29 protein-coding genes are annotated in these 25,317 nt (G+C 60.1%); 17 read left to right on the top strand and 12 right to left on the bottom strand.

The features are described 5' to 3' along the window. The first annotated feature begins 3 nt into the window (after window positions 1-3). Window positions 4-834, top strand: a complete 831-nt coding sequence (locus tag L8U60_RS04780) for a DNA-formamidopyrimidine glycosylase family protein (protein WP_269965235.1) — start codon at window positions 4-6, stop codon at window positions 832-834. Window positions 835-936: 102 nt separating this feature from the next. Here L8U60_RS04780 and L8U60_RS04775 read toward each other — a convergent pair whose 3' ends face one another. The 3 genes from L8U60_RS04775 to pgi form a co-directional block, all read right to left on the bottom strand. Next, window positions 937-1,557, bottom strand: coding sequence for a DedA family protein (locus L8U60_RS04775; RefSeq protein WP_269965234.1), 621 nt, complete (start codon window positions 1,555-1,557; stop codon window positions 937-939). Between the two features lie 15 nt (window positions 1,558-1,572). Then, window positions 1,573-3,060: a glutamate-cysteine ligase family protein gene (locus tag L8U60_RS04770; RefSeq protein ID WP_269965233.1), complete on the bottom strand. Its 1,488-nt coding sequence runs from the start codon at window positions 3,058-3,060 to the stop codon at window positions 1,573-1,575. A 64-nt stretch (window positions 3,061-3,124) separates the two neighbouring features. Further along, entirely contained in the window at window positions 3,125-4,789 is a 1,665-nt protein-coding gene (pgi, locus tag L8U60_RS04765) for a glucose-6-phosphate isomerase (protein ID WP_269965232.1), read from the bottom strand. A 78-nt stretch (window positions 4,790-4,867) separates the two neighbouring features. Here pgi and L8U60_RS04760 point away from each other — a divergent pair, with 78 nt between their 5' ends. After that, window positions 4,868-5,188 carry an antibiotic biosynthesis monooxygenase family protein gene (locus L8U60_RS04760; protein ID WP_269965231.1) on the top strand — a complete coding sequence of 107 codons (321 nt, stop codon included), beginning with the start codon at window positions 4,868-4,870 and terminating at the stop codon, window positions 5,186-5,188. A gap of 19 nt (window positions 5,189-5,207) precedes the next feature. On the opposite strand, the gene L8U60_RS04755 is transcribed toward L8U60_RS04760, so the two are convergent. Beyond that, window positions 5,208-5,516, bottom strand: a complete 309-nt coding sequence (locus tag L8U60_RS04755; protein WP_269965230.1) for a chorismate mutase — start codon at window positions 5,514-5,516, stop codon at window positions 5,208-5,210. Between the two features lie 81 nt (window positions 5,517-5,597). On the opposite strand from L8U60_RS04755, the gene pcrA reads away from it, so the two are divergent. Continuing rightward, window positions 5,598-7,925 carry a DNA helicase PcrA gene (gene pcrA, locus L8U60_RS04750; RefSeq protein WP_269965229.1) on the top strand — a complete coding sequence of 776 codons (2,328 nt, stop codon included), beginning with the start codon at window positions 5,598-5,600 and terminating at the stop codon, window positions 7,923-7,925. Window positions 7,926-7,934: 9 nt separating this feature from the next. Here pcrA and L8U60_RS04745 read toward each other — a convergent pair whose 3' ends face one another. Beyond that, on the bottom strand, window positions 7,935-8,615 hold the full coding sequence (locus L8U60_RS04745) for a M23 family metallopeptidase (protein WP_269965228.1): 681 nt from the start codon (window positions 8,613-8,615) through the stop codon (window positions 7,935-7,937). A 292-nt stretch (window positions 8,616-8,907) separates the two neighbouring features. Next, window positions 8,908-9,537 carry a M23 family metallopeptidase gene (locus L8U60_RS04740; RefSeq protein ID WP_269965227.1) on the bottom strand — a complete coding sequence of 210 codons (630 nt, stop codon included), beginning with the start codon at window positions 9,535-9,537 and terminating at the stop codon, window positions 8,908-8,910. A gap of 544 nt (window positions 9,538-10,081) precedes the next feature. Between L8U60_RS04740 and L8U60_RS04735 the strand changes: the two genes are divergently transcribed. The 6 genes from L8U60_RS04735 (at window position 10,082) to L8U60_RS04710 (ending at window position 15,698) form a co-directional block, all read left to right on the top strand. Next, a complete protein-coding gene (locus L8U60_RS04735; protein ID WP_269965226.1) occupies window positions 10,082-10,468 on the top strand; it encodes a hypothetical protein in 387 nt (128 codons plus the stop codon). A 153-nt stretch (window positions 10,469-10,621) separates the two neighbouring features. After that, complete coding sequence (locus L8U60_RS04730; RefSeq protein ID WP_269965225.1) at window positions 10,622-12,073, top strand: cell division protein PerM; 1,452 nt, start codon at window positions 10,622-10,624, stop codon at window positions 12,071-12,073. A gap of 22 nt (window positions 12,074-12,095) precedes the next feature. After that, window positions 12,096-12,704: a phosphoribosylglycinamide formyltransferase gene (purN, locus tag L8U60_RS04725; protein ID WP_269965224.1), complete on the top strand. Its 609-nt coding sequence runs from the start codon at window positions 12,096-12,098 to the stop codon at window positions 12,702-12,704. Next, window positions 12,701-14,230, top strand: coding sequence for a bifunctional phosphoribosylaminoimidazolecarboxamide formyltransferase/IMP cyclohydrolase (purH, locus tag L8U60_RS04720; protein WP_269965223.1), 1,530 nt, complete (start codon window positions 12,701-12,703; stop codon window positions 14,228-14,230). The genes purN and purH overlap by 4 nt, the downstream gene beginning before the upstream one ends. A 35-nt stretch (window positions 14,231-14,265) precedes the next feature. Continuing rightward, window positions 14,266-14,817 (top strand): hypothetical protein, encoded by a 552-nt coding sequence (locus L8U60_RS04715; RefSeq protein ID WP_269965222.1) that lies wholly within the window; start codon window positions 14,266-14,268, stop codon window positions 14,815-14,817. Further along, window positions 14,817-15,698, top strand: a complete 882-nt coding sequence (locus L8U60_RS04710) for a serine hydrolase (protein ID WP_269965221.1) — start codon at window positions 14,817-14,819, stop codon at window positions 15,696-15,698. The genes L8U60_RS04715 and L8U60_RS04710 overlap by 1 nt, the downstream gene beginning before the upstream one ends. Here L8U60_RS04710 and L8U60_RS04705 read toward each other — a convergent pair. From L8U60_RS04705 to rpmB, 5 genes are all read right to left on the bottom strand, one after another. Next, complete coding sequence (locus L8U60_RS04705; protein WP_269965220.1) at window positions 15,695-16,363, bottom strand: TetR/AcrR family transcriptional regulator; 669 nt, start codon at window positions 16,361-16,363, stop codon at window positions 15,695-15,697. The genes L8U60_RS04710 and L8U60_RS04705 overlap by 4 nt on opposite strands. A 156-nt stretch (window positions 16,364-16,519) precedes the next feature. Continuing rightward, window positions 16,520-16,768 carry a 30S ribosomal protein S18 gene (gene rpsR, locus L8U60_RS04700; protein WP_005291360.1) on the bottom strand — a complete coding sequence of 83 codons (249 nt, stop codon included), beginning with the start codon at window positions 16,766-16,768 and terminating at the stop codon, window positions 16,520-16,522. A gap of 18 nt (window positions 16,769-16,786) precedes the next feature. Further along, window positions 16,787-17,092: a 30S ribosomal protein S14 gene (gene rpsN / locus L8U60_RS04695; RefSeq protein WP_269965219.1), complete on the bottom strand. Its 306-nt coding sequence runs from the start codon at window positions 17,090-17,092 to the stop codon at window positions 16,787-16,789. A 2-nt stretch (window positions 17,093-17,094) separates the two neighbouring features. Beyond that, entirely contained in the window at window positions 17,095-17,259 is a 165-nt protein-coding gene (gene rpmG, locus L8U60_RS04690) for a 50S ribosomal protein L33 (RefSeq protein WP_006841072.1), read from the bottom strand. Between the two features lie 3 nt (window positions 17,260-17,262). Beyond that, window positions 17,263-17,499: a 50S ribosomal protein L28 gene (rpmB, locus tag L8U60_RS04685; protein WP_269965218.1), complete on the bottom strand. Its 237-nt coding sequence runs from the start codon at window positions 17,497-17,499 to the stop codon at window positions 17,263-17,265. Between the two features lie 219 nt (window positions 17,500-17,718). Here rpmB and L8U60_RS04680 point away from each other — a divergent pair, with 219 nt between their 5' ends. From L8U60_RS04680 to L8U60_RS04645, 8 genes are all read left to right on the top strand, one after another. Next, window positions 17,719-18,990, top strand: coding sequence for a DUF418 domain-containing protein (locus tag L8U60_RS04680; protein ID WP_269965217.1), 1,272 nt, complete (start codon window positions 17,719-17,721; stop codon window positions 18,988-18,990). A 101-nt stretch (window positions 18,991-19,091) separates the two neighbouring features. Next, the gene (locus L8U60_RS04675) at window positions 19,092-19,364 is read left to right on the top strand and encodes a type B 50S ribosomal protein L31 (protein WP_269965216.1); all 273 of its coding nucleotides are present in this window, start codon (window positions 19,092-19,094) and stop codon (window positions 19,362-19,364) included. Window positions 19,365-19,400: 36 nt separating this feature from the next. Further along, window positions 19,401-19,574 carry a 50S ribosomal protein L32 gene (gene rpmF, locus L8U60_RS04670; RefSeq protein ID WP_034664006.1) on the top strand — a complete coding sequence of 58 codons (174 nt, stop codon included), beginning with the start codon at window positions 19,401-19,403 and terminating at the stop codon, window positions 19,572-19,574. Window positions 19,575-19,707: 133 nt separating this feature from the next. Next, window positions 19,708-20,406, top strand: a complete 699-nt coding sequence (locus L8U60_RS04665) for a response regulator transcription factor (protein WP_269965215.1) — start codon at window positions 19,708-19,710, stop codon at window positions 20,404-20,406. Next, window positions 20,403-21,842: a sensor histidine kinase gene (locus tag L8U60_RS04660; RefSeq protein ID WP_269965214.1), complete on the top strand. Its 1,440-nt coding sequence runs from the start codon at window positions 20,403-20,405 to the stop codon at window positions 21,840-21,842. The genes L8U60_RS04665 and L8U60_RS04660 overlap by 4 nt, the downstream gene beginning before the upstream one ends. Window positions 21,843-21,951: 109 nt before the next feature. Continuing rightward, entirely contained in the window at window positions 21,952-23,151 is a 1,200-nt protein-coding gene (locus tag L8U60_RS04655; RefSeq protein WP_269965213.1) for a S1C family serine protease, read from the top strand. Window positions 23,152-23,231: 80 nt separating this feature from the next. Beyond that, on the top strand, window positions 23,232-23,798 hold the full coding sequence (locus tag L8U60_RS04650) for a MogA/MoaB family molybdenum cofactor biosynthesis protein (protein ID WP_269965212.1): 567 nt from the start codon (window positions 23,232-23,234) through the stop codon (window positions 23,796-23,798). 7 nt (window positions 23,799-23,805) lie between these two features. Beyond that, on the top strand, window positions 23,806-24,015 hold the full coding sequence (locus L8U60_RS04645; RefSeq protein ID WP_269965211.1) for a hypothetical protein: 210 nt from the start codon (window positions 23,806-23,808) through the stop codon (window positions 24,013-24,015). Here the strand turns inward: L8U60_RS04645 and L8U60_RS04640 are convergent. Further along, complete coding sequence (locus L8U60_RS04640) at window positions 24,012-24,992, bottom strand: diaminopimelate dehydrogenase (protein WP_269965210.1); 981 nt, start codon at window positions 24,990-24,992, stop codon at window positions 24,012-24,014. The genes L8U60_RS04645 and L8U60_RS04640 overlap by 4 nt on opposite strands. Window positions 24,993-25,317 lie beyond the last annotated feature (325 nt).

Here is a 25,317-nt window from a genome sequence, read left to right as displayed (position 1 = left end):
CGGTTGCCTGAAGGTGATTCGGTCTATCAGCTGTCCAAGCGGCTGCAGTTCATGACGGGCCGGGAGGTCACGCGGTGCTCACTGCGTGTCCCGCGCTTTGCCACCGTCGACTTCACCGGCATGACCGTGGAGCGCGTCTGGCCGTACGGCAAGCACCTGTTCATGCAATTCGCTGCGGATGGCCATGAGCCGCAGATTCTGCACACGCACTTGAAAATGGAAGGCACGTGGTCGGTGCACCGTGTAGGGGCGCGCTGGTCCAAGCCCGGGCACACGGCGCGTGTGGTGCTGCAGCTTGCGGATCCCGCCGGGGACATCGAATTGGTTGGTCACTCTCTGGGTTTAGTGGATGTGTTCCCAGTCCGCTTATTTGACTCCGAAATGGGCTACCTTGGCCCGGATCTGTTGGCTTCGACCTTTGACATGGACGAGGCCACCCGCCGCATTCTTGCTGACCCAGGGCGTGAGATCGGACGTAGCTTGCTGGACCAGCAGCGCGTGGCGGGGATCGGTAATGAGTATCGCGCGGAGATCTGTTTCCTGGCCGGCGTGCATCCGGCGCGGACAGTGGGGGAGATCGGCGAAGACGGCGTGGTTAAGATGCTGCGCATTGCGCGGCGCCTCATGTGGGCGAATAAAGACGAGGTCAAGCGCGTGACTACCGGTGTGAAACGCGCTGGTGAGACCAGTTATGTGTTCGGGCGCAACAATAAACCCTGCCGGCGATGCACCACGTTGATCAAGCAAGGATTCCTCGGCGGGCAGGGGGATTTGGAGCGCGTGATCTGGTGGTGTCCGAGCTGCCAGCCAGCGCCTGATACCTGGGATGGGTGAAGGGTTTAGCATTTCGCACCCAGTCCGCCTCCTAAAACACCAGGTCGGGCCAGGTCGGGCTGAGTCGGGTATTAAATCCTTCACCGAAGACGCAAAGTCCAGCTAACCCGCCTGCTTCTCCTTCGCAGCGCGGCGGATGAAGTAGACCAAGAAGCCCAGCATCACCAAGATGATCAGGGCGTAGGCGACCTTGGAGTACTGGTCGATGTAGTTGGTCACAGACTCCCAGTTATCGCCGAGGGTGAAGCCCAGGTAAATGAGGATGAAGTTCCACACGGCGGAGCCAAGGGTGGTCCACACACCGAAGGTGAGCAGGTTCATGCGGTCCAGGCCGGCGGGAATGGAGATGAGGGAGCGGATGCCGGGGATCAAACGACCAAACAAAATAGATGGGCGGCCGTGGCGGTCGAACCATTCGAGGGACTTGTCCACGTCAGAGGCCTTAACCAGCCACATCCAATCCGCGATGGTGCGCAGGCGCTCAGCACCCAACCATGCACCCACGCCATACAGAATGTAGGCACCCACCACTGAGCCGATGGTGGCCCAGATGAACACCGCAGCGAAGCTCAGCGAGCCCTGGGCGACGGTGAAGCCACCCAGCGGCAGGACAACTTCGGAGGGGATGGGTGGGAAGAGGTTCTCAAGCAGGATCGCAATGCCGACGCCGGGGGCGCCGAGCGTATCCATGAGGCTGACAATCCAATCAATGATGGCAGACATGAGGGATAGTCTGCCTTAATCAATGTCCGTGGACCAAGAATGAACCGGCATGCCAGACTTTTGGTTTTCCAGGTACAGCTTCAGCATCTTTGCCAGGGCCTCTTGGCGTTCAGGCGTGTCAGGCTTGGTCCCACCACCGAGTTTGTCCAGAACATCCAGCTGCCAGGTGGCACCGTTCTGGCGGTTCCACGCCCGGCCTTCGATGATGCCCAGGTATTTCTCGTTGAGTTCCTCATCAACCTTGAGCATTCGCAGGCCCTCGTGGGCCTGGTCGAGGAGGTGGTTGAGGACGAGGTTGGATACGTCGATACGCCCCAGCGTGGGCCAGATCATGGTGGCGCTGATGCCGTCGCGGGCGCCGTCGTAGAAGTTCGAGCGGGCGTCCTCGAAGGTGAGGCGGGACCAGACGGGGCGGGTTTGTTCGCCGAGGAACTTCACCAGTCCGTAGTAGAAAGCGGCGTCCGCGATGATGTCGGCAGTAGTGGGGCCGGCGGGCAGGAGGCGGTTTTCCACGCGCATGTGGGACAGTTCCAGCGAGGGATCATAGATTGGGCGATTCCAGCGCCACACCGTGCCGTTGTGCAGGTTGAGGTAGTGCAGCGCGGGGCTGTTTCCATCCATGATGGGTTTGCCGGCGGCGGTGCGGGATTCGGGGATAAGCGGAGAGAAGTATCGTACGTTCTCCTCAAACAGGTCGAATACGCTGGTGATCCACCGTTCGCCGAACCACACGCGCGGGCGAACACCCTGATTCATCAACACAGCGGTGCGGGTGTCAATGGACTGCTTGAACACCGGGATGCGCGATTCATGCCACGTCCGGTGGCCCATAAATAGCGGCGAGTTCGCGCCGAGTGCGACCTGCACGCCGGCGATGGCCTGGGACGCATTCCACGCATCGCGGAAGCGGTCAGGTGCCACTTGGAGGTGCAGCTGCATCGAAGTACAGGTGGATTCCGTAGCGATGTCGTCGAAGGTGGCGCGGTAGCGTTCCTGCCGGGAGACGTCGATATGCACGAGCTCACCGCGCGCCTCGAGCACCATGTTGGACAGTGCGGCGTAACGGTTTTCGGGGGTCATCCACTCGTCGCTTTGTAGGTAGTCGGTGGTGACGGTGGGTAGCGTGCCGATCATGGCAACGTGTGCGCCGGCCTTCTTCGCTGCATCATCCACGGCCGCGAGCCGCTTATCGAGCCCCTCGTGCAGCTGCCGCAGCCCGTCCCCGGTCAGGTCAAGCGGCGGGTGGTTGAGCTCGACGTTGTAGCGGCCGACCTCGGTCTGGTACTCGTCGGAGAGCCCCTCCAGCACCGCCTCGTTGCAGCCCTTGGGCGCCATATCATCGCCCACGAGGTTGAGCTCAAGCTCCAGCCCGATGGTTCCGTGGTCGACGAACTCGGCCTCCTGGAGGTGTGCGTCGAAGCTCTCCAGGTCATCGAGCAGGAGCTGACGGTATCGCGTCCGCTGCTTGGGGGTATAAGAATCACGTGAAACGGCATCGCCCATGCTGGCTTAGCCTATCCGCGGTAAGCGCACTTTCTGTGTTTCAACCGCGGATTTGATTCACGCGTCACGCATTTTTGCGGTACCACGCGATGAGCGAGTCAGTGGAGGAGTCCCCGCTGTTCGGCTCTTCCTCACCCGAGACGGCTGCGGCCAGCTCGTTGGCCTGCGCCTTGCCCAGCTCCACGCCCCACTGGTCGAAGGAGTTGATGCCCCAGATCACGCCCTGCGTAAACGTGATGTGCTCATACAGCGCGATGAGCGCGCCCAGCGCGTGTGGGGTGAGCTCGTCCGCAAGGATCGTCGTTGTCGGTCGATTGCCCGGCATGACCTTGTGCGGGGCCAATTGCTTATCGACGCCCCCCGCTTCCACCTCTTCCACCGTCTTCCCAAACGCCAGCACCTTGGTTTGCGCGAAGAAGTTCCCCATGAGCAGGTCGTGCATGGAGCCTTCACCGGTAGCGGTGGGCAGGTCTTCCTTCGGGCGGGCAAAACCGATGAAGTCAGCCGGGATCATGGACGTGCCTTGGTGCATGAGTTGGAAGAACGCGTGCTGGCCGTTGGTTCCTGGCTCACCCCAGAAGACTTCGCCGGTGGCGGTGGGGACCGGCGAGCCGTCGATAAGCACTGACTTGCCGTTCGATTCCATGGTGAGTTGCTGCAGGTACGCGGGGAAGCGGGAGAGATCCTGCGAGTAGGGCAGAACCGCGTGGGTGGCTACGCCGTGGAAATTGCGGTACCAGATGTTGAGCAGACCCATGAGCGCCGGGATGTTCTGGCGGATCTCGGTGGTGCGGAAGTGCTCATCCATCGCGTGGAAGCCTTCGAGGAAGCGCATGAAGTCCAAGGGGCCGATGACCGCCATGAGGCTCAGGCCGATCGCGGAGTCCACCGAGTAACGGCCACCAACCCAGTCCCAGAACGGGAACATGTTCTCTGTGTCGATACCGAATTCCGCGACCTTCTCCGCGTTCGTGGACACAGCGACGAAGTGCTTCGCGATGGCCGATTCATCCCCATCAAACTGCTCCAACAGCCAGCGCTTCGCGGCGTGCGCATTGGAAAGAGTCTCCTGGGTGGTGAAGGTTTTGGAGGCGACGATGAACAGCGTCTCACCCGGATCCGCCTGGTCGAGGACGCTGACCATGTCCGCCGGATCAACATTGGACACGAACTCTGCGGTGATTCCCGCCGTGGCGTAGGTACGCAGGGCCTTCGCTGCCATCGCGGGGCCCAAGTCCGAGCCGCCGATACCGATGTTCACAACCTTCTTAATCGTGTGCCCCGTGTGCCCCAGCCATGCACCCGAGCGCAGCTTCGATGCGAAATCACGCATGCGGCCGAGCACCTCGTGCACGTCAGCTGCGACATCCTGCCCATCAACGGTGAGGTCCTTCTCCGCGGGCAGGCGCAGCGCGGTATGCAGCACCGCGCGGTCCTCCGTGGAGTTGATGTGCGCGCCTTGGAACATCCGCTCCGTTGCGTCCTTCAGTCCTGCTTCTTCTGCCAGGGCAACGAGGGCGTCCAGAACGTCCTCATCCACCAAGTTCTTCGACAGATCAACGTGGAGGCCAGCAGCGTCGAAGGTGTACTTCTGTGCACGCTGCTCATCACTGTTGAACAGCTCACGCAGAGTCATTTCAGGTTTCTCTGCGTGGAGTTTCTGCAGGTCTTTCCATGCCTGTGTCTGGGTGATATCGCGGGAAGGGGTGGTGGCAGAGGAATCAGTCATAGCGTGTCCTTGGAGCTGATCATCGGTTCAACGAATGTGCCCCTCCAGATTAGTGAAAGTTTCAGCCATAATGGGGCCATGAGCATTGTCAAAATCAACGCAATCACTGTCCCTGAAGGTGCCGGCGAAAAGCTCGAGGAGCGTTTCCAGGCCCGCAAGCACGCTATTGATAGCCAGCCAGGCTTCGAAGGCTTCCAACTTCTGCGCCCAGTGAAGGGCGAGGACCGCTACTTCGTGGTCACCCGCTGGGCCGACCAGGAATCCTACGACGCATGGTGGGCCGGCGAAGGCCAGGCCGCCCACGCCAACAAAGAAGGGGAGCAGCCCCGCAAGCCGGTTGCTACCGGTGCAGAGCTGCTCGAATTTGAGGTTGTGCTGGATTCCCTCGAACAGGACTAGAGGCCCACTTAGTGGGCCTCTATCCCAACTTGCCTCGCCCAAGCCTGAGAAGGATTGCGGCGAGGTTTGGTCCTTCTTCCCCCAGCTCGTCGCGGAACTGGTTGATGATGGCCACCTCGCGGGTGTGCACAAGCCGCGTGCCACCTGAGCCCATGCGAGTTTTGCCGATGGCTTGGGAGATCTGCGAGCGACGCTTCACTGCGTCAAGGATCACGCGGTCGAGCCGGTCAATTTCTTGCCGGTATTTTTGAATCTCCGCGTCCGACAACGGGTCATCCGTACCCGATGGGTACCTGATCTCAAACTGCTCCTCGCCCTTAGCGCTCATAGCCCTACATTCTGCCACGTGCCTGCGCGAACTGGCGCAGGGAGGGCAGTGTCGTACCCGCCTAGTACGGTGGTAGCCATCATGGGAACTGACTTAACTTTGGGGCTTAACCCGCAGCAGAAAGCCGCGGTGGAACATTCTGGCTCGCCGCTGCTCATCGTGGCCGGTGCGGGCTCGGGCAAGACTGCCGTTCTGACGCGGCGCATTGCTTATCTTTTGCAGGAACGCGGTGTCGCACCGTGGGAGATCCTGGCCATCACATTTACTAACAAGGCTGCCGCTGAGATGCGGGACCGTGTGGTGAGTTTGATTGGCCCGCAGGCGGAGCGAATGTGGGTGGCCACGTTCCACTCGGTGTGCGTGCGGATTCTTCGCCAGCAGGCACAGCTCGTTTCGGGCTTGAACAGTAACTTCACTATTTATGACAGTGATGATTCGCGGCGGCTGCTGAGCATGATCGCGAAAGAGATGAACCTTGATTTGAAGAAGTTCACTCCGCGATCCCTGGCTAATGCGATTTCGAATCTCAAGAATGAGCTCGTCGGCCCGGAAGAGGCACGCGCAAAGGCCACCACCACGAAGAACCCGTTTGAGGTGACCGTGGCGTCTGTCTACGCGGAGTACCAACGTCGTCTCCGTGGAGCAAACGCGGTGGATTTTGATGACTTGATTGGGGAGGTCGTCGCGCTATTCAAACAGCACCCGCCAGTGCTCGAGTATTACCGCAGGCGCTTCCGTCACGTGCTCGTGGACGAGTACCAGGACACCAACCATGCGCAGTACGAGCTCATCCACACGCTGGTGGGTGATGGCCCGCATGCACCTGAGCTCGCTGTGGTGGGTGATTCGGATCAGTCGATTTATGCTTTCCGCGGTGCAACGATCCGCAACATCGAGGAGTTTGAGCGGGATTACCCCAACGCCACCACGATCCTGCTGGAACAGAATTACCGCTCCACGCAGAACATCCTCGCCGCAGCGAATGCTGTCATTTCCCAGAACGTTGGCCGCCGGCCCAAGAAGTTGTGGACGGACCTTGGGGAAGGGGAGAAGATCATTGGCTACGTTGCGGATAATGAGCATGATGAGGCCCGCTTCGTCGCCAATGAAATTGATGCGCTGACGGATCGCGGTGCGCAGTATTCCGACATCGCGGTGATGTACCGGACGAACAACTCTTCGCGGGCTCTGGAGGACATCTTCATCCGCGCCGGGATTCCTTACAAGGTTGTTGGCGGTACCCGCTTCTACGAGCGCCGTGAAATCCGCGACGTCATCGCGTACCTACGCGTACTGGAAAACATGGACGATGACGTGAGCATGCGCCGCATCATCAATGTGCCCAAGCGCGGTATTGGAGATAAGGCCCAAGCGATGGTGGCGCTGCACGCGGAGAACCAGGGCATCAGCTTTGGGCGTGCACTGCGCGACGTGGTCTCGGGGGAGGTCCCCGGCGTGGCATCTCGTACCTCCAACGCGATCGGCGGGTTCGTGGAGATGCTCGATGGCCTCCTGGCTGAGATTCCAGAACTCCGCAATGAGGTCACGGGTATGCCGGACCTGGGTGGCCTGGTTGCCCGCATCCTGGATGTCACTGGATACAAGGCGGAATTGGAAGCCTCCAATGATCCGCAGGACGGCGCCCGCCTAGATAACCTCAACGAATTGGTGTCGGTGGCGCGGGAGTTCTCCTCGGATGCAGCGAACCAGATGGCCTACGCAGCGATGCCAGGCGATGAGCCGGAAGATGTGTCTGAAGGTGAACCCGCGCCGGGCTCACTGCAGGCATTCTTGGAGCGTGTGTCCCTGGTTGCTGATGCGGACCAGATCCCGGATGAAGGCCAAGGCGTGGTCACGATGATGACGTTGCATACCGCTAAGGGCCTGGAATTCCCGGTCGTGTTTGTTACCGGTTGGGAAGACGGGCAGTTCCCACACCTGCGATCCTTAGGTGATCCGGCGGAGCTGGCCGAAGAACGTCGATTGGCATATGTAGGAATCACCCGCGCAAGGCGGAACCTTTACCTCACGCGGGCGATGCTGCGTTCGTCTTGGGGCAATCCGGTAACCAACCCCGCCAGCCGCTTCCTCGCAGAGGTCCCAGAGGACCTCATCGACTGGCGCCGGGTGGAACCGGAGCGCTCCTACGACGGTGGCTTCTCGGATGCTTGGGGCACTCCGTCGACGCCACGCAAACCCATGCGGACCCGAAGCGGTGGAAGCCGCATGAAGGTCAACAAGAATTTGGACCTGGCTAAGGGGGACCGTGTTAACCACGCGAAGTACGGGCTGGGCACGGTCATGAGTGTCGATGGATCAGGAGCCAGGGAGACCGTCACCATCGACTTTGGTTCCAGCGGAACCGTGCGCCTCATGCTCATCGGCGGCGTGCCGATGGAGAAGCTCTAAGACGCTGCTCTAGACGGTGATGCCGCGCTCCGCGAACCACGGCACCGGGTCCACTTGCGTTTGACCATCCGGCAGGATCTCAAAGTGCAGGTGCGGCCCGGTGGAGCGGCCCTCATTACCCATCTGAGCAATCTGCTGGCCGGCGGTCACGCGCTCACCCACGTTCACGTTGAAGGAGTGGACGTGGCCGTACACGCTGATGGAACCGTCGTCGTGGCGCACGCGTACCCACTTGCCAAAGCCCTGGGCCGGGCCGGCGTTGATCACGGTGCCGTCCATGACTGCCCTAATAGGCGTACCGATGCTGTTGGCAATGTCGATGCCGCGGTGGATAGAACCCCAACGCGGACCGAAGCCGGACGTGAAGCGCCCCTCGGCTGGCATCACGACGGTCTGGCCAGACGGGGATACACCCGTCTGAGCCGTCACAGTGTTGGACGGGACGCCAGCGGTAGCCTCAGCCTCGTTGTACTGCGGAAGAATGCGCGGATCGTAAACGATGCTGTAGCCAGCAGCGGAGAACGTAGCGCCCTTGGTGAAGATGTCGTCCAGAGCCTTGCCGATGTCCGGCAGGGCAGGAGCCAGCCCCTCAACGGACTGACCGTTCACGGAGACGGTAAAGGCATTGGCGGGCAAAGCGGCAAGCGGAAGGGCCAGGGCCAAAGCGCCGGCAATGAAACGTTTTTTCATGTCGTCCTTTTCGAAAAGACTTGAGGGAAACATGTGAAAGAGTTTTGCAACTTGAAACATGCTATCGGCGGCCGACCGCTAGTTCAACGGCAATTTAGGCCATTTGACGTGCGAAATTAGCTCGTCCGTGCGAATGTTTCCAGCAAAACTGCTGGGTAGCAATGTGGCTAGTGTGACAAATGTGACTGCTGTTACTCGGCTTGGTGGGGGTAGTGATTGGGGGTGGGGGAGTGGCGAGCATAAAAAATCCTCCAGCCCATAAGGGTTGGAGGATGAAAGGCTCTCGTTGGCTTTAGAGGGTGATGCCACGCTCTGCGAGCCACGGTGCCGGATCAATCGCGTCGCCGCCATTCGGGTGGACCTCGAAGTGGAGGTGGGAACCGGTGGACCAGCCGCGGGAGCCCATGCCGGCGATACGCTGTCCTGCGCGGACAGTCTGACCGACGGTGCATTCAATGGTTTCCATGTGGCCGTAGAGGGTTACGGTGCCGTCCTCGTGGCGGATGCGAACCCAGTTGCCGTAGCCGCCAGCCGGGCCAGCGTCGATGACAACGCCATCAGCGGCAGCGAGGATCGGGGTGCCAACGGCATTGGCAATGTCAATGCCCTTGTGGAAGGTGCCCCAGCGCGGGCCGAAGCCGGAGGTGTAAGCACCTTCAGCAGGCTTCACGGTAAGCGGTGCGCGTGCAGCCAGGTCGGCCGCGATGCGCTCCTTGTTGTATTCCAGTGCCTTGCCCAGCTGCTCGGTGAGGTTCTCAACCGGCTTGTACTCGCTGATGGCAAGAATCTGCGGCGCGGATACCGGGTTGAGGTTGGCGGTGTTGATGTTCGGGGTCCCCACCTGTGCCTGGCCGCCTGCATTGGCTGCGCTGGCAACAGCTGCGCCACCGGTGGTTACTGCACCGGTAGTCAGAGCTACCATTGCAATACGTCCCTTATTGGGGCTCTGCTTGCGGTGCTTGCCGCCCGTGCGTTGTGCGCGCGAAGAGTTCAACTCAAAACCTCGTTAGATCGTCTTTCGGTTACGGGCGGTTGACGGTGGAGCGTTTCCCCGCAATATAAACGGTGTGTTCCGTAATCGTAACCTAGTTGTTATCTACCCGGCGTAACATTAGTCAGGCCAAGAACGTTAAGCAACCTCTTAGGGGGAATTTATTTTTCCTGTCATGTGAACTCGACACAACGCCATGACCCGCCATTATTCACATCAGTGCACATGAGCCACAGGGGTCTCGCGAATCTTGGGGTTTCTTGTTGCTGCGCAGGCCTTATATATCTGTGGTGATTTTCGGCACACCCCCGGCCCGGAACCTTTTTAAAAGAATTTTTAAGAAACGTGTAACGCCATCCTTGGGGTGGTCGATACTTAGATTGCTTAGGTAAAACATTGGCCCCGCCAAAGGTTTTCCAAATGCAACCGTGTCGCAAAAGTGCTCACGGAACTTCTACGAGACAGGACGTTCATTATGAAGCGCACCATCACCGCCGCAATCGCTGCTGCTACCGCCCTCTCCCTCGCCGTCGTTCCGGCGCAGGCTGAGACTCCCAAGAAGCCGGAGCTGTCTGCTAGCCAGCAGCAGGGTGAGAAGAAGGAGAGCTCCTCCAAGATCTCCAACGAGGATGCCATCGACTCTGCGATTAAAGGCGACAAGACCAAGATCGTTGAGTCCATCGTCAAGGACAAGGACGAGGCTGGGCAGAAGAAGGCTCTCGGCCCGCTGGCTTCTTCCTTCAAGTCTGACAAGTCCAACGACTGGAAGTTCGGCACCACCTTCGACATCCTGCTCGGCACCGGCATCGCTGCTCTGCTCCTGGTGATCTTCAACTTCGTCAAGGGCGGCATCAAGTTCTAAGCTCTCTTCCTTCCAAGAGCCGACAACTTAGGCGCACACCTCCGAAAAGTTCTTCCTCACTGGGGAGCTTCACGGGGGTGTTTGTGCTTTCTGGGTTAGTGGGGCCGTGTCCCACCCGCCAGCTGGCTGGTTGGCGTGGAACAGTTGGCAGTGATGAGTAACAAGTCCAGTCCACCCTCGCGGTCTTCCCGGTCCTCGCGCACCTCGCCGTCCGCTCGCCGTCGCCCGCGCACGGTACGTGCTGCTGACGCCGCGCGCCCTGATGTTTCCCCGGTAGTGCCCACCACGATGAAGGAGCGGCTCCGCCACTACCTTCCATTCATTGGTGTGCCGAATGCAGTGTTGGTGCTGGGCATTGCAGTGCTGTGTCTGGGTACGATCCTGCTGACCGGTGGCCGTCCAGCGGCGCTTCCGGCTGCGATTGCGGAGACATGGTTTGTGGCGCACGGTGTGCCTGTCACTTTTGATGGGGTCACACTTGGCGCGATTCCGCTGCTGCCAGCCATTGGCGTGGCTGCGTTGATTGCGTGGCGTGTCCGTGCGGCAACGAAAGACCGCGTGAGCATTCTTGACCTCTACGCCATTGCTGGTCTGGTCATTCTGATTCCGTTCACGTTGTCCGCCATTGCATGGTTCATGGTTGCGGATGCGTCGGCAGTTTTCCCGGTTACGGCGCCAGCTGTATATAAGGGCCTGTTCGTCCCCGTGTTCATTCACCTCGTGGGAATGGCATGCGGGATGAGTGCGAAGCTGTGGACGGCACTGTGCCGCCGCGTTGGTGTGCCCGTTGAGTTCGTGGGCATCACGGGTGCCACGATTCGTCTGTCCCTTCGTCTGCTCGCCGCATCAGGCGCGTTCTTCTTGGTACTGCTCGCTTTTGGTGCCCCGCGGATCGGGGAGCTGCTGGACTCTTACCCAACGTTGGGTGCCAGCGGTGGTGCCGGGTTGCTTTTTGCCAGCGTGCTGTACCTGCCCAACGCAGCGGTGAACACACTTGCTGTTCTCATGGGAACGCCGCTCGCCATTGCGGAAGGATCGGTATCGCTATTCGGCGCAGTGGTGCCGCCATTGCCACCCATGCCGCTCTTTGCGGCCATCCCGGGTGAGGTCGCCGTATGGGCGCCGGTCTTCCTGATTGTCCCCGCGGGCGTGATCATTCACTTCTTCATCCGTCGTCGTCTCAGCGGGTTCGAGGTTGTCATCGCAGCCGCATGGGCTGCTGTTCTCGCGCTCATCAGCGCGCTGCTCGCTGGCGGCCAGGTCGGCGCGTACGGCTGGATCGGACCATCGCCGTGGGCATTCACGCTTGCCGCTGGTGCATGGGTCGGCGGTATTGCCGCGATCGCCTGGATCATTGCTACCTTCACTCGTCCGAAGGTCGAGGAAGAACCAGACGCAGAACCAGAAGAAGAGGAAGATCTGGAAGCAGAAGAACCTGCGGAAGAACCGGCAGAGGAACCTGAAACTGAGCAGACAGACGAGGCTGATGAAGAGGCTGATGAACCAGCCGAGGAAGAGCCTGAGGCTGACTCTGAAGAAGAGCCGGAGGAGGACGCCGAGGCGTCGATAAGCGCAGAAGAGGGTACCCAGGAGGATAAGGGCTAGACAGGGGCTAGACTCTGTAGGCGTGGCAGACTCTTCACAGGCCTCTGGGCGTATTTCTGTAGCTGTTTTGGTTTCCGGTTCGGGGACGCTGTTGCAAGCGATCATTGATAACCGGGGAACGTATGACGTGGATCTTGTCGTTGCGGACGTGGAATGTCCGGCGCTTGATCGTGCACGGAAGGCTGGTATCCGCACGGAAGTGGTCCAGCTTGACGGCGACCGCAGCGCGTGGAATGTCCAGCTGAGGGATACTGTCGCCAGCGTGAACCCGGATGTGGTTGTGTCCGCCGGGTTTATGAAGATCGTGGGGGAGGAGTTCTTGGAGCGCTTCGAAGGCGCCCTGATTAATACTCACCCAGCCCTGTTGCCCGCATTCCCTGGTGCGCATGCTGTGCGTGATGCTTTGGCGTACGGCGTGAAGGTCACGGGAACGACGGTGCACTACATCGATTCCGGTGTGGATACGGGCCAGATCATCGCCCAGCGTGCAGTGGATGTGCGCGAGGGGGAAAGTGAAGAAGAGTTGCACGAACGGATTAAGGAAGTGGAGCGGGCGCTCATCGTCGATACGCTAAAGCGCGCGCACACCGCCAACATCACCACCACCGGAAAGGTTGAGTTCACCGCATGAGCACCCGTAAACCGATTAAGCGCGCCCTGGTCAGTGTCTTTGATAAGACGGGCTTGGAAGAGCTCGCAGCAGCATTGGCGGAGGCAGGTGTTGAGATTGTCTCCACCGGGTCGACCGCGCAGCGCATCAAGGGTGCCGGCGCAAACGTCATTGAGGTGGCGGAGCTCACCGGCTTCCCGGAGGTGCTGGAGGGCCGTGTGAAGACGCTGCACCCGCGCGTCCACGCCGGCATTCTGGCGGACCTGCGCAAGGAAGAGCACGCGAAGCAGATCGCGGAGCTGGGTGTGGAGCCGTTCGATCTCGTTGTGGTGAACCTGTACCCGTTCGAGGACACCGTTGCGTCCGGCGCGGGCTTTGACGATGTTGTGGAGATGATCGATATCGGCGGCCCGTCCATGGTGCGCGCTGCAGCGAAGAACCATCCGTCGGTTGCTGTGGTTGTGGATCCGGCGCGTTACGGCGAGGTCATCGAGGCCATCAAGGCCGGTGGATTCGACGAGGATCAGCGCCGTCAGCTTGCGGCTGATGCGTTTACGCACACCGCGCTTTACGACGCCGCGGTGTCCACCTGGTTCGCTGAGCAGCTTGGCCGCACGGACAAGTCCACGACGCTGCGCTACGGCGAGAACCCGCACCAGGCCGCCAGCCTGATCTCCGACGGCACCGGCCTGGCCGGTGCAACCCAGCACGGCGGCAAGGAAATGTCCTACAACAACTACCAGGACGCGGATGCGGCATGGCGTGCGGCGTGGGATCACGAGCGCCCGTGCGTTGCTGTGATCAAGCACGCGAACCCGTGCGGTATCGCTGTGTCTGAAACGTCCATCGCTGAGGCACACGCGAAGGCGCATGCCTGCGACCCGGTGAGCGCATACGGCGGCGTGATTGCTTCCAACCGTGAGGTCACCCTTGAGATGGCGGAGCAGGTCAAGCCGATCTTCACCGAGGTGATCATCGCCCCGAGCTACGCCGATGACGCACTGGAGCTGCTGCAGACCAAGAAGAACCTGCGTATCCTCACCGCTGAGAAGCCGGAGCGTGAGGGCAAGGAGATCAAGCAGATCTCCGGCGGCACGCTCGTTCAGGACCGTGACATCTACCAGGCCGAGGGCGATAGGCCGGAGAACTGGGAGCTTGTCGCCGGTGAGGCTGCTGATGAGGCAACGCTGAAGGACCTGGAGTTCGCATGGAACGCCATCCGTTGCGTGAAGTCCAACGCCATCCTCATTGCGAGCGAGGGCGCCGCAGTGGGCGTGGGCATGGGTCAGGTCAACCGCGTGGATTCCGCAAAGCTCGCTGTTGAGCGTGCCAATACCCTCGACGAGGGCCGCAACCGCACCAACGGCGCAGTTGCCGCTTCTGACGCGTTCTTCCCGTTCGCTGACGGTTTCCAGATCCTGGCTGATGCCGGCGTCAAGGCCGTCGTTCAGCCGGGTGGCTCCATCCGCGATGAGGAAGTCATCGCTGCTGCGAATGAGGCCGGTGTGACCATGTACGTCACTGGCACCCGTCACTTCTCGCACTAGGCCTACCCCCCGTTGAAGCAAGGACATCCCGTACCATGACTGACCCACACTGGCAGCAACCCCAGCCTCCGAACCAGCCCCAGCCGGGGCCGGGGCAGTACCCGCCGTATTACTACGCGCCGGCGCCGGAACCGGAGAAGAAATCCAACATAGGAATCATCATTCTGGGGTTTCTGCTCACGCTGCTGCTGGTTGGTGGAGCGGTTCTTGCGACGCTGTACTTCACGTCGAAAGACTCCTCCTCAGCGTCTGAGGAAACGTCGATGACGCTGCAGCAGTCCCAGGAGTCGGAGGTGTCCACCCCGCAGGCAACGATCACGGAAACGGTTGATGTGCCTGCCCCGGATCGGGAGCGAAACAAAGATCGGACGTACACCTCGTATGAGCGTGGCACGTCGGTGACCAGTAAGGGCTTTGCACGTGCCGTGTACTCCGCATTCCAGGCGGAGTATGACGGGGACCCGAACATCACTCTGCATGACGTGTACAGCAGTGCGACGGGGAAGTACTACACCATGCGCTGCAGCGAAGAAGGCTCCACGGTTGTCTGCCGCGGCGGCAATAACGCAGTGGTGAAGATCTACTAGTGGTGCGAGGTGCAGCATCAGCACTGACGGCAGTCGGGCTTGTTGCCTGCCTGTCGTCGTGCACTATTGGGCCGAGCGCGGACAGTGAGCCGGAGGAGCGCTTGCCACAGCCAACGCTCCAAGCACCCACGGAGACCTCACCACAGCCAGAACCCCCAGAAGACACTGCGCCCCCACCATCGGCTGAGCTGCAAACAGCGCTTGATGCTGCCGTGAATGAGGTTGTGCAGGCGTATGGGGGAGTAGCGGAAGTGGCAATCGTCGGTACGTCCGGCGAGTATTCTGCTGGTGATGCCAGTGGTTTTGCCTCCTGGTCCACGATCAAAGTGCCCATCGCCATCGCGGCGTTGAACACGAATCCGGGACTAGCCGGGCAAGCAGCCATGGCTATTCAGTCTTCGGACAACGCTGCGGCGATGACGCTGTGGCAAAGCACCACCCCAGAAGCCGTGGAAGCGGTCCTCGCCCAAGGCGGGGCACCGATTGCGGTGCAAAGCCAATATGTCCGCCCGGAGTTCTCCCCCTTCGGCCAAACACAGTGGACCGTCACGGAACAGGCACGCTTTGCTTCCCATTTGCGGTGTGTGGACGGCTCAAGCCCCGTCGTGGAGCTCATGGGGGCCATCACCCCCGCACAGTCCTATGGGGTGGGCACGCTTCCTGCTGCGCGCTTCAAAGGCGGCTGGGGGCCTTCGGCCACCAATGGTGGGTATGAGGTCCGCCAGTTCGGTCTTGTCCACGATGATGCGGGCCGCGATGTTGCCCTTGCCCTTGCCGTGCGCAGCGGGGACGGCTCCTATCAAAGCGGGCAAGCCATGGCCAGCGAATTAGCGGCACTGGTGCGTCCGGCGCTGAACACCGCACCGGAATCGCACTGTTAGCGGGTGGCTTTCTCCAACAGATCGATCGTGCGGTACCCGCGATCATCCGGCAGCGGAGTGTGCAAAACATCCAGCACAGCATCCGCCAGAACCACCGACGGGGATGGCAGCGCATCCGTCACAAGAGGGTACGGCGCCTTACCGGTATTGTCGCGCAGTTCCACAGCCGCCAGCGACATGTGGAACGGCAGATCAATGCGCGGATCATCATCGCCCACAATCTCAGCGGCCAGGGCGCGGAAGATCGATTCCAGCGTGCCACGCAGCTCGTGGTACTCCGTGAACTCCTCGGACATGGCAATAGGCAGCTGATACAGCCGACCAATATTCCACTTCGAAGACAACAAAATACGCGTTTGTGCAGCCACCAGCGCCCACAGTTTCAGGCTCGGCGTCGCATCCGACGCCGCGAGGTCTTCAGCAAGGCTTATCGACGGCTCAATGGTGCTCTTCAGCAACTCCAAGAAGATATCCGCCTTGGAAGGGAAGTGGTAGTACAAAGACGCCTGACGCATACCCACGGCATCCGCGATCTCATGGGTGGAGGTAGTGGCAAAACCTTGCTTGGTGAACAGTTCCGCCGAAGCGTCAAGGATCTCCTCGCGTGCAGTGACGCCAGAGCGCCGCGGTGATGCTTTCCGCGGTCGGCCAACGCTTCGCCTCATGCGCTCCTCCTCAAAGAGTGGTGGTGAACTAACAGAACAACTTACCTAATGGTGGGGCCCCGGGGGGCGTCGACAAGCAAAAAGAACCTCAGCGCCCACCTCCTTGGGGGAGGGGGCGCTGAGGACTGTCGAAGCTCTAGGCGAAAACCAGCGGATTTAGCGGCTGGTGAACGGCAGGAGAGCCATCTCACGCGCGTTCTTCACAGCGGTAGCGACCTGGCGCTGCTGCTGCGGCGTCAGGCCAGTGACGCGACGCGAGCGGATCTTGTGGCGATCGGAGATGAACAGACGCAAGGTCTCAATGTCCTTGTAGTCCACAGCTTCGATGCCCTTGGCCTTGAGCGGGTTCTTCTTCGGGCGGCGGGACTGCTCCATCCGCGCCTTACGGTTGTTATTGCGCTTCATGTTTACAGACTCCCTTAATTACCACGAGGACTTACGGACGCCCGGCAGCTCGCCGCGGTGGGCCATCTCACGCATACGAACACGGGAGAGACCGAACTTGCGGAGGTAGCCGCGGGGGCGGCCATCGTGCGAGTCGCGGTTACGGACGCGGGACGGCGAAGCGTCACGCGGCTGGCGGTTGAGCTCAAACTGAGCCTCGAGACGGTCCTCATCGGACGTCTCCGGGTTGCGGATGATCGCCTTGAGCTCCTGACGGCGCTCAGCGTAACGCGCGACGATCTCCTTGCGCTTTTCGTTCTTAGCGATCTTGGACTTCTTCGCCATATTTATCGCTCCTCGCGGAATTCAACGTGCTTACGCACAACCGGGTCGTACTTCTTCAGAGTGATGCGATCCGGGTTGTTGCGCTTGTTCTTACGGGTGACGTACGTAAAGCCGGTGCCCGCAGTGGACTTCAGCTTGATGATGGGGCGAATGTCATTGCGTGCCATGTGCTAGATCTTCTCCCCTCGGGCGCGGATCGCTGCAACGACGGACTCGATGCCGTCGCGGTCAATGATCTTGAGCCCCTTCGTGGATACGTTCAACGTGATGGTGCGGCCCTCAGAGGGCAGGTAAAACTTCCGCTTCTGCACGTTGGGGTTCCAACGGCGCGAGTGGCGGCGGTGCGAGTGGGACACGGTCTTGCCGAAAGACGGCTTCTTTCCCGTGACCTGGCAATGTGCCGACATGGTTACTTCTTTCTCCTAGCCGCTTCTAGTCGTGGGGGACTGTAGATAGACGCCGCACTCGTTGCTGGTTAAAGGCCTAAAAGTGAGGGTGGCCTGGTAGCTCGAGGGCGCCAGAAGTCACCGGTTGACTAAAGCGTTTACGTGTACTTCGACAACAGCGAGAGTCAACACTACACGCAGCAGTGGTTATTTCATAATCGCTTTTGTTATCTTTTCCGCATGGTTTATCGGCGCATCGTTGCCCTTGATGTTGCGCGGGGACTAGCCATCCTGGGCACCCTGCTGACTAATATTGCTATCTTCGCCTCCACTTCCGACGATCTCTTTTCAGCGATCTTCCCGGAGCGCTCCAACGCTGGCGAAGCGCAGGGCTTTATTCGCGGCTCCAATGACACCGGAATACCTTTCATTCCCTGGCTCATTGAATCCCTGCTGTACCTTATTACCGATGGCAAGTTCCTTGGGCTGCTCACCATCATGTTCGGCATCGGTGTGGAGATTCAGCGCCAAAGTCGGCAGCGCCAGGGCCTGCCGTGGCCGGGTGGATATATGTGGCGCGCCGGCATCCTTGTCATTGAGGGGCTGCTTAATTACATCTTCATCTTCGAATTCGATGTGTTGATGGGCTACGGCCTTACTGCTCTGGCTGTTGCGCCGATTATGGCCCGAAGTGAGAAGGTGCAGAAGCGGTGGATGATCGTTGGTGTCTCCATCCATGTCTTCGTCATGACGGCATTCGCTGTCATCATGATTCTGCTGAACAACATGGTGCCTCTGGAGGAGCAGGGGACAGAGACCCTCGGCACTGAAGATCTTGGCACTGCCTTCGCGACGGATAGTTACTGGGACATGGTCCAGTACCGAGCGATTGACATCGTCGGTGGTCGCATGGAAGTGGCCATCATGTTCTTCATGGGGATCGGCGTGTTCTTGCTCGGAGCGCGCTTGTACCGCGCGGGCCTCTTCCAGCCGGATGGTGCCGCGTTGCGCCGCAAGGTCATGTTCTACTGCTTCGGCATTGGTCTGCCGGTTGACTGGGGGCTGCGAATCTTCACCATCAATGCGTTCCCGCTGACCCGCTACGTCACGTCGACGGTGGTGGCTTTCGGTTTGCTCGCGCTCATCGCCTGGTTCTATGTCAAGAAGGGGAACGTGCTCGGTGTCGCGGGTAGGCCCATTGCTGCTGTGGGGCGCATGGCGCTGACCTGCTACGTGCTGCAGAATGTCATCGCCTCGATCATCTTCTACGACTTTGGCTTTGGTGTTGCTCGGCTTATCGACGGCCCTCATTACACCTACTGGGTCCTCCTCATCTTCGCGCTCATGTCGGTGTTCCTGGTGCTGTTGAGCATGGCCTGGCTCAGCAAATTCGAACGCGGACCACTGGAAATGGTGATGCGGATGGCCTATGAACCACTGTCCAAACGCCGAGACGCGCGCATCCTACGCAAGCAGGCACAGCAATTTCGCGATTCCGCTGATCACCTGTAATATGTTCCGAGTCCAATTCGCACCCAACTCAGGCACGATCCAGTGGATGAAGAAGGCCGCTGGAACCGACCTGAAGTATCAATCCTGAGGGAAACGAAGAGATGAAGAAAGATATCCACCCTGATTACCACCCGGTGATCTTCCAGGACGCAGGTACTGGCCACCAGTTCCTGACCCGTTCTACCGCAACCTCCAGCCGTACTGCCCAGTGGGAAGACGGCAACGAGTACCCGCTCATCGTCGTTGACGTGACCAGCGAGTCTCACCCGTTCTGGACCGGCGCTCAGCGTGTCATGGACACCGCAGGCCGTGTTGAGAAGTTCAACCGCCGCTTCGGTGGGATGGCCCGCCGTAAGAAGAAGTCCGACAGCTAAACCGCCTACTGATCCAGTCGAAGGAGGAGAAACACCATGGCAACCCCGAAGTTCCGTAAGTCCCGCTCGAACACGCACCACCGTCGTTCGCAGTGGAAGGCAGACAATGCCGCTCTGCAGGAAGTCAAGATCGACGGCCAGACCGTGCGCATTCCGCGTCGCCTGGTCAAGGCAGCTCAGGCTGGTCTGATCGACGTCGAGCAGTTCTAAGCACTCGCTTAAGACGTAGCGATAGCCACTGGAAGTTTTCCAGTGGCTATTTTTTATTCTGTTTTCGGGTGTTTCTGACACGCTAGGGGGATGCGGGCGCACCGGGCGTTCACCTCATTGTCATAATGGGTGCATGAAAATTCTGGTCGTCGATGATGAGCAGGCGGTGCGCGAGTCCCTGCGCCGCTCTTTGCAATTCAATGGGTATGACGTGCTTTTGGCGAGCGATGGGTTGGAAGCCCTCGACGTTATCGCCGAGGAGCAGCCAGACCTGACAATCCTCGATGTGATGATGCCCAAGCTGGACGGCCTTGGTGTCTGCCGTGAGCTCCGCTCCTCTGGCTATGACAGGCCGATCCTCATGCTCACGGCGCGGGATGGGGTGTCTGACCGAGTAGCTGGCCTCGATGCCGGAGCGGATGATTACCTGCCAAAGCCATTCGCCTTGGAGGAATTGCTTGCTCGCGTGCGTTCGTTGCTGCGTCGTGCCCGTGCGGATGCGATCGCGCAGACGGGCTCCCCGACGGCAGAGCTGCAGTTCGAGGACCTGTTCCTGGACGTAGCTACCCGCGATGTGCGCCGGGGTGACCGCCATATTTCCCTGACTCGCACTGAGTTTGCACTGTTGCATTTGCTCATGCAGAACCCCCGTCAGGTGCTTTCGCGCCAGCGCATCCTTGAAGAAGTGTGGGGCCATGAATTCCCGTCCTCCGGCAACGCGCTTGAGGTTTACGTGGGCTACCTGCGCCGTAAAACAGAGGCAGGCGGTGAAGCTCGCCTTATCCATACCGTGCGCGGTGTGGGCTACGTGCTGCGGGAGACTGCCCCGTGATTTTGCGGGTACGAAGTGGCGCCAGTGCGCCGAGTGAGGGGGCGGCGGAAGACACCACGCAGTCGTCGTTACGCGGACGCGTGGCTGCTTATGCTGTCGCCGGCGTGACGGTAGCCGTGGGGATGACCGCGTTGTTTTCTTATTTCGCGGTGTCCGGTGCGATTAAGCAGAACGAGCTTTTGGAGCTGGATTCCCGCACGGTTGCACTGATGCGGCAGACCCGGGATGTTCTCGAGGAGGCCGAGACAAACAAGGATGACGCTAACCGTGAGGTTCGCTTCCAAGAACTGGTGGATCACTTCCGGACTGATAACCCGGGTTATCTTGCAGCGGTATCGCCAGGCGTAAAGGAGCCGTTCATCGGCGATGCACTGCCCATCGACCGGATGGCGGTGCAAGGTCAAAAGCCGGATTGGGCGCACCTTGAATTCCAGGATGAATGGGTGTCTGTCTTGCGTGCGCAAGGCGCCACGGTGGTTCTCGGAATGGATTCGAGCACGTACTCGTTGATGGTCAGCCGCCTCAAGGCCACGCTGATTGGCATCGCCGGCTTGGGCACGCTCTTGGCAGCGTTCATGGGGCTGATCATCGCGCGCGTGACCGTGCGTCCTTTGGAGCGCCTGCGCCGTTCGATTGATGGCGTTGTGTCTACTGAGGAGCTTGAGCCGATCGAGGTGATTGGTCAGGACGAGTATGGGCGTCTCACGGAATCCCTCAACGACATGATGGAGACACTGAAGGATTCACGGGTCCGCCAGTCCCAGCTTGTTGCGGATGCGGGGCATGAACTCCGCACGCCGTTGACCTCAATGCGCACGAATATTGAGCTGCTCATGATGCTGCATCGCTCCGGGCAGGTGGACACGATGGCGCCGGAGGATCTTGCGGATCTGGAAGCCGATGTCATGGCCCAGATGGAGGAGATGTCCACGCTCATCGGCGACCTCGTTGATCTGGCCCGCGAGGATGGGCCGCAGCAGGAGCTCCAGCCCGCGCGCTTGGATGAGATCATTTCGGATTCGCTTGAGCGCGTGCAGCGTCGCCGCCCGGACGTGGATTTCCGCGTTCGCCTGGATCCGTGGCTCATTGACGCGGATGTGCCTGCCCTCTCACGCGCACCCGTGAACCTGCTGGATAATGCCGCGAAATGGTCCCCACCAGGTGGCGTTGTCCGCGTCAGCTTGCGCGCCGCACAACGCCGCGCAGTGCTGATTATCGACGACTCCGGCCCCGGCATCCCCGCCGATGAACGCGAGAAAGTCTTCGAGCGTTTCTACCGCGCACCCGAATCCCGCGCCATGCCGGGATCAGGTTTGGGCTTGGCCATCACGCGTCAGGTGTTGGAACGTCATGGTGCCACCATTTCCGTGGACGAATCTGATGATGGCGGCACCCGCATCCGCATCATCTTCCCGGGCGAACCTGTTACCGAATAGTCGCTGGGCAGGTCCGAGCGGACCTCCCAGCAAGTGTTCAGGGAGTACTACGCTAAGCGGTGAATGTGAACAAGAGATGGCACAGCAAGGCGGAGGACAATAACCCACCATGACTTCATCTGAATACCCGGGCGAATACTCGGTTTACGCCCACTCACAAGGTGTGCAGCAGCCACCATATGTTGCTCCCGTCCCACCGAAGCAGAAGAAGGGACTGGGTGCTGGGGCGGCGATTGCGCTGGCACTGGCTACCTCTTTGGTCGGTGGTGCTGCAGCTGGCTATACCGCCGGCACGGTGGCCAGCTCCGATAACTCCCAGCAGACCACTATTGGTGCTGGTGATACGGAGAATGCTCTGGAAGCTCCCGTGAAGTCCCAGAAGGAGCCAGCGCCGGAAGGCTCCGTTGAGCACGTGGCCTCCGCCGTGCTGCCAGCTGTTGTTTCCATCGAACTGACGGATGGCTCCCGCGTGCTGTCTGAGGGCTCTGGGTCCATCATCACCGCCGACGGCAAGGTGCTGACCAACCACCACGTGGTGGCAGAAGCCGGAACTGGTCGGGCGCAGCTCGCCGTGACGTTGAATGACGGCGCTAAGCACCCAGCCACGTTCATTGCTTCTGATGTGAACACCGATGTGGCTGTCATCCAGATCGAAGGCGTCAAAGACCTACCAGTGATCCAGTTCGGCGATTCGGACAACCTTGCCGTGGGCCAGTCCGTTGTGGCCGTTGGTTCTCCGCTGGGATTGTCCGCAACAGTGACAACCGGCATTGTCTCCGCGCTCAATCGCCCGGTTCGCGCGGCTCAGGGCGGGGGAGAAAGCTCGCTCATGGATGGCATTCAAACCGATGCGGCGATCAACCCCGGTAACTCCGGTGGCCCGTTGGTGGATATGAATGGCCACCTTATTGGCATGAACTCTGTGATCGCCTCGCTGTCCCAGAGCTCAGGTGAGGGCGGATCCATCGGCTTGGGGTTTGCTATTCCGTCGAATTTCGCCCGCCGTGTTGCGGAGCAGCTCATCAACGAAGGCGAAGCACGCCAGCCGATGATGGGTGTGCAGGTGGATATCCGCCAGGTCACCGATGGTGCTCTCATTAGCGCTGTGCAGCCGGGAAGCCCCGCTGATCAGGCTGGTCTGAAAGAGGGCGATGTTGTTGTGCGGATCAATGACCGTCCGATTGAGTCCTCTGATGCACTGGTCGCGGCCACGCGTTCCTTCGATTTCGGGGAGACCGTCCATCTACAGGTCCGCTCTGCTGGATCTGATGAGACCAGAACGGTAGATGTGACCCTAAGTTCAGAGTAGATTTCTTTTCATAACTATTGAATGCGCATCAGTGGCCCGTGTATCAGTGGCCGCTGATGCACCACTACGAGGAGCCCGCCATGTCCAACACACTCGACGCGCTCGACATCCGCGAGCCTGATGAGGAATTCCTCCTCGCTACGGAGGCAGAAGAACAACAGCCGGTGCAGCCAGGTGCGATTGCTGTGTTGGTCAGTGACCATAAGCAGGGCGGGGCAATCGCTGAAGGCTCGGATCGTCTGGTCTACGAGTTGTTGGAGGAAATCGGTTTCAAGGTCGACGGCGTGGTGAGCGTGAAGTCGAAGAAATCGGAGATCCGCAAGGTCATTGAAACGGCCGTGGTGGGTGGCGTGGACCTCGTGGTCACCGTCGGCGGCACCGGTGTGGGTCCGCGCGATAAGGCGCCGGAGGCCACCCGCGCCGTCATTGATCAGATGGTGCCGGGCGTGGCCCAGGCAGTGCGTGCTTCCGGGCAGGCATGTGGGGCCGTGGATGCGTGCACCTCGCGCGGTATTTGCGGTGTATCTGGCTCCACGGTGATTGTGAACCTGGCTCCATCGCGTGCAGCTATCCGCGACGGTGTGCTGACCATCGCACCGTTGGTGAAGCATCTCATCGAAGAGCTGCGTAAGTACAGCCTGCAGTAGGACAAAAATGAAACAACGGCGCCGTGTACGGCGGCTTTCTGATGCTGTTGACTATGACAGAACAGCGGACCGCCCCAACCCTTCTCAGGTGGAACAGTCCGCTGATTTTGATGGTGACCGGGTAGTCCAGTTGGATGACGGGATCACGCCCGAATCACCCGAAATGGATGATCTTGCCCGGTACCGCGAGGAACGTCCCCCGCATTACGGGGATTAGAGCTTGTTCTTTACCAAGTCATCGAGAGACTCGGAAGACAGCAAGTACGGTGCGATCTCGTAGACGGTGCGCGCACCCGTTTCGCCAGCCTGACGCAGCCGCCATGCCGCGCGGCCGTAAGCTACCTGCACTGCTGCGGTGAAGTCTGGGTTGCGCTCCAATTCAAGGCCGAACTCAATGACGTGCCCGGAGTCGCCCACCTGACCGCGCGTAATCACCTGGCCGCCGTGCGGCATGCCCTGGTGGTCACGTTCAAACTCAGCCTCGGAGATGAACTCCACGATCGTCTCGTACGGTGCGAAGTAGTCCGGCATGGTCACGATGGCCTCGCGGATCTCTTCCTTCAGCTTTGCATCCGCTGCAGCATCGCCTGTTTCCTCCGCCACAACAAAGCAGTGTCGCACGTGGCACTCGTTGCCCTTGAGGTCTGCACCCTCACCACGCTTCACAGCCTCAATCGCCTCCGGGTTGGGCTTGGTGTACTGCACACCCTTGAGCACGCCCGGCACGCGACGCACCGCATCCGAATGGCCCTGGGACAGGCCAGGGCCCCAGAACGTCATCTGGTCCGCACCAGGCAGTACCGCGCCACCGAGCACACGGTTCAAGGAGAAGAGGCCCGGATCCCAACCGGTAGAAATCATCGCGATGTTCTCGCCTTCGCGTGCAGCCTCATCCATGGTTGCCCGGTACGCGGGGATTTCATGGTGGTTGTCATACGTGTCCACCGTGGTGAAGTGCTTGGCCAATTCAGGGGCCTGCGCCGGCACGTCGGTGGCGCTGCCCAAGCACACGAAGAGCACATCTACTTCGTCTTTATGCTTTTCGACGTCCGCCGCCGGCAACACACGAGCCTCCGTATCCAAAGAATCGCGGCGCGAAAACACACCGACGAGTTCCATGTCGGGCTGGCTAGCGATCACTTTCTCAACGCTGCGGCCTAAGTTGCCGTAGCCAATGATGGCGGTACGAATCATGCGGGGGAGTCCTTTCTCAGTACTTCTAGACTTCTCATGACTTCTCATGACGTCTTAGGTCCTCCGACGATTGTTCCAGATTTCTCGATATAGCCGGAAAAACGAAACAGGTAACAAAAGAGGGTTTGTAGACACACCTGCAGGCGACAAGGCCTGCTGCTCCGTGCCCCGTTGGGCGCCTGAGCGATCAACCCCGGTGTAAAATTTTACATTGCGCCGGTAACTATCAGGAAACAGAAACTGTCTACCAGGGGTTTTGTTGGTGCCAATTTTTTGCCATGTAAATTTTTACACACGCCCGGCGATGGAACGCGGCCAAGGGCAG

It is taken from the genome of Corynebacterium meitnerae (assembly GCF_027570075.1).
Lineage (GTDB): Bacteria > Actinomycetota > Actinomycetes > Mycobacteriales > Mycobacteriaceae > Corynebacterium > Corynebacterium meitnerae.
The sequence above is the reverse complement of the archived record's forward strand: the minus strand, read 5'-3'. Positions and strand labels throughout refer to the sequence as shown.

Bases quoted from the DNA above. Each gene is read 5' to 3' on its own strand.
- rpmG (WP_006841072.1), bottom strand. From the start codon at position 17,259: ATGGCACGCAATGACATTCGCCCCATCATCAAGCTGAAGTCCACTGCG.
- L8U60_RS04665 (WP_269965215.1), top strand. From the start codon at position 19,708: ATGAAAATTCTGGTCGTCGATGATGAGCAGGCGGTGCGCGAGTCCCTG.
- rpsN (WP_269965219.1), bottom strand. From the start codon at position 17,092: ATGGCGAAGAAGTCCAAGATCGCTAAGAACGAAAAGCGCAAGGAGATC.
- L8U60_RS04745 (WP_269965228.1), bottom strand. From the start codon at position 8,615: ATGAAAAAACGTTTCATTGCCGGCGCTTTGGCCCTGGCCCTTCCGCTT.
- L8U60_RS04730 (WP_269965225.1), top strand. From the start codon at position 10,622: ATGAGTAACAAGTCCAGTCCACCCTCGCGGTCTTCCCGGTCCTCGCGC.
- pgi (WP_269965232.1), bottom strand. From the start codon at position 4,789: ATGACTGATTCCTCTGCCACCACCCCTTCCCGCGATATCACCCAGACA.
- rpmB (WP_269965218.1), bottom strand. From the start codon at position 17,499: ATGTCGGCACATTGCCAGGTCACGGGAAAGAAGCCGTCTTTCGGCAAG.
- L8U60_RS04775 (WP_269965234.1), bottom strand. From the start codon at position 1,557: ATGTCTGCCATCATTGATTGGATTGTCAGCCTCATGGATACGCTCGGC.
- L8U60_RS04770 (WP_269965233.1), bottom strand. From the start codon at position 3,060: ATGGGCGATGCCGTTTCACGTGATTCTTATACCCCCAAGCAGCGGACG.
- pcrA (WP_269965229.1), top strand. From the start codon at position 5,598: ATGGGAACTGACTTAACTTTGGGGCTTAACCCGCAGCAGAAAGCCGCG.
- purH (WP_269965223.1), top strand. From the start codon at position 12,701: ATGAGCACCCGTAAACCGATTAAGCGCGCCCTGGTCAGTGTCTTTGAT.
- rpmF (WP_034664006.1), top strand. From the start codon at position 19,401: ATGGCAACCCCGAAGTTCCGTAAGTCCCGCTCGAACACGCACCACCGT.
- L8U60_RS04740 (WP_269965227.1), bottom strand. From the start codon at position 9,537: ATGGTAGCTCTGACTACCGGTGCAGTAACCACCGGTGGCGCAGCTGTT.
- L8U60_RS04655 (WP_269965213.1), top strand. From the start codon at position 21,952: ATGACTTCATCTGAATACCCGGGCGAATACTCGGTTTACGCCCACTCA.
- L8U60_RS04645 (WP_269965211.1), top strand. From the start codon at position 23,806: ATGAAACAACGGCGCCGTGTACGGCGGCTTTCTGATGCTGTTGACTAT.
- L8U60_RS04705 (WP_269965220.1), bottom strand. From the start codon at position 16,363: ATGAGGCGAAGCGTTGGCCGACCGCGGAAAGCATCACCGCGGCGCTCT.
- rpsR (WP_005291360.1), bottom strand. From the start codon at position 16,768: ATGAAGCGCAATAACAACCGTAAGGCGCGGATGGAGCAGTCCCGCCGC.
- L8U60_RS04715 (WP_269965222.1), top strand. From the start codon at position 14,266: ATGACTGACCCACACTGGCAGCAACCCCAGCCTCCGAACCAGCCCCAG.
- L8U60_RS04675 (WP_269965216.1), top strand. From the start codon at position 19,092: ATGAAGAAAGATATCCACCCTGATTACCACCCGGTGATCTTCCAGGAC.
- L8U60_RS04735 (WP_269965226.1), top strand. From the start codon at position 10,082: ATGAAGCGCACCATCACCGCCGCAATCGCTGCTGCTACCGCCCTCTCC.
- L8U60_RS04640 (WP_269965210.1), bottom strand. From the start codon at position 24,992: ATGATTCGTACCGCCATCATTGGCTACGGCAACTTAGGCCGCAGCGTT.
- L8U60_RS04760 (WP_269965231.1), top strand. From the start codon at position 4,868: ATGAGCATTGTCAAAATCAACGCAATCACTGTCCCTGAAGGTGCCGGC.
- L8U60_RS04680 (WP_269965217.1), top strand. From the start codon at position 17,719: ATGGTTTATCGGCGCATCGTTGCCCTTGATGTTGCGCGGGGACTAGCC.
- L8U60_RS04650 (WP_269965212.1), top strand. From the start codon at position 23,232: ATGTCCAACACACTCGACGCGCTCGACATCCGCGAGCCTGATGAGGAA.
- L8U60_RS04755 (WP_269965230.1), bottom strand. From the start codon at position 5,516: ATGAGCGCTAAGGGCGAGGAGCAGTTTGAGATCAGGTACCCATCGGGT.